The organism is Marinomonas ushuaiensis DSM 15871, from assembly GCF_000521805.1.
GTDB lineage: Bacteria > Pseudomonadota > Gammaproteobacteria > Pseudomonadales > Marinomonadaceae > Marinomonas > Marinomonas ushuaiensis.
Genome location: NZ_JAMB01000030.1, coordinates 1 through 1,866, shown reverse-complemented (window position 1 = coordinate 1,866; position 1,866 = coordinate 1). Strand labels below are relative to the sequence as shown.

General features: G+C 50.4%; 1 rRNA gene. It reads left to right on the top strand.

The features are described 5' to 3' along the window. Window positions 1-1,866: ribosomal RNA gene (locus MUS1_RS15525) — 23S ribosomal RNA — on the top strand; the annotation flags it as partial.

Sequence of the window (1,866 nt, the reverse complement as noted above, 5' to 3'; positions counted from 1 at the left end):
GTTAGTAGAAGACTCTGGAAAGAGTCGCCGTAGAGGGTGATAGCCCCGTATACGAAAACACCTTTATCATGAAAACGAGTAGGACGGGACACGAGATATCCTGTCTGAATATGGGGGGACCATCCTCCAAGGCTAAATACTCCTGACTGACCGATAGTGAACCAGTACCGTGAGGGAAAGGCGAAAAGAACCCCTGTGAGGGGAGTGAAATAGATCCTGAAACCGTGTACGTACAAGCAGTGGGAGCGGACTTGTTCCGTGACTGCGTACCTTTTGTATAATGGGTCAACGACTTATTTTCAGTAGCAAGGTTAAGCGAGTAGTGGAGCCGTAGGGAAACCGAGTCTTAATAGGGCGTTTAGTTGCTGGGAATAGACCCGAAACCGGGCGATCTATCCATGAGCAGGTTGAAGGTTGGGTAACACTAACTGGAGGACCGAACCCACGTACGTTGAAAAGTCCGGGGATGACTTGTGGATAGGAGTGAAAGGCTAATCAAGCTCGGAGATAGCTGGTTCTCCTCGAAAGCTATTTAGGTAGCGCCTCGTATCTCACCATTGGGGGTAGAGCACTGTTTGGGCTAGGGGGTCATCCCGACTTACCAACCCCATGCAAACTCCGAATACCAATGAGTGCAATTACGGGAGACACACGGCGGGTGCTAACGTCCGTCGTGGAAAGGGAAACAACCCAGACCGTCAGCTAAGGTCCCAAAGTTACAGTTAAGTGGGAAACGATGTGGGAAGGCTTAGACAGCTAGGAGGTTGGCTTAGAAGCAGCCATCCTTTAAAGAAAGCGTAATAGCTCACTAGTCGAGTCGGCCTGCGCGGAAGATATAACGGGGCTCAAACTGTACACCGAAGCTACGGATGCTTAATTTATTAGGCATGGTAGAGGAGCGTTCTGTAAGCCGTTGAAGGTCAAGCTGTAAGGCAGGCTGGAGGTATCAGAAGTGCGAATGTTGACATGAGTAACGATAAGGGGAGTGAAAAACTCCCCCGCCGGAAGACCAAGGTTTCCTGTCCCATGTTAATCAGGGCAGGGTGAGTCGGCCCCTAAGGCGAGGCAGAAATGCGTAGTCGATGGGAAACAGGTTAATATTCCTGTACTCGTACATATTGCGATGGAGAGACGGAGAAGGCTAGGCCAGCACAGCGATGGTTGTCTGTGTTTAAGGCGGTAGGTTAGGTGCTTAGGCAAATCCGGGCACCTCCTTTTATTAGGAAGACCGAGAACTGACGACGAGCCCTCTTTTGGGTGAAGTGGTTGATGCCATGCTTCCAGGAAAAACTTCTAAGCTTCAGATATGATCGAACCGTACCCCAAACCGACACAGGTGGTCAGGTAGAGAATACCAAGGCGCTTGAGAGAACTCGGGTGAAGGAACTAGGCAAAATGGTACCGTAACTTCGGGAGAAGGTACGCCGGCCGGTGTGAAGGACTTGCTCCGTAAGCACTAGTCGGTCGAAGATACCAGGTGGCTGCGACTGTTTATTAAAAACACAGCACTCTGCAAACACGAAAGTGGACGTATAGGGTGTGACGCCTGCCCGGTGCTTGAAGGTTAATTGATGGGGTTAGCGTAAGCGAAGCTCTTGATCGAAGCCCAAGTAAACGGCGGCCGTAACTATAACGGTCCTAAGGTAGCGAAATTCCTTGTCGGGTAAGTTCCGACCTGCACGAATGGCGTAACGATGGCCACACTGTCTCCACCCGAGACTCAGTGAAATTGAAATCGCAGTGAAGATGCTGTGTATCCGCGGCTAGACGGAAAGACCCCGTGAACCTTTACTATAGCTTCACAGTGAACTTTGAACCTATTTGTGTAGGATAGGTGGGAGGCTTTGAAGATAGGACGCTAGTTCT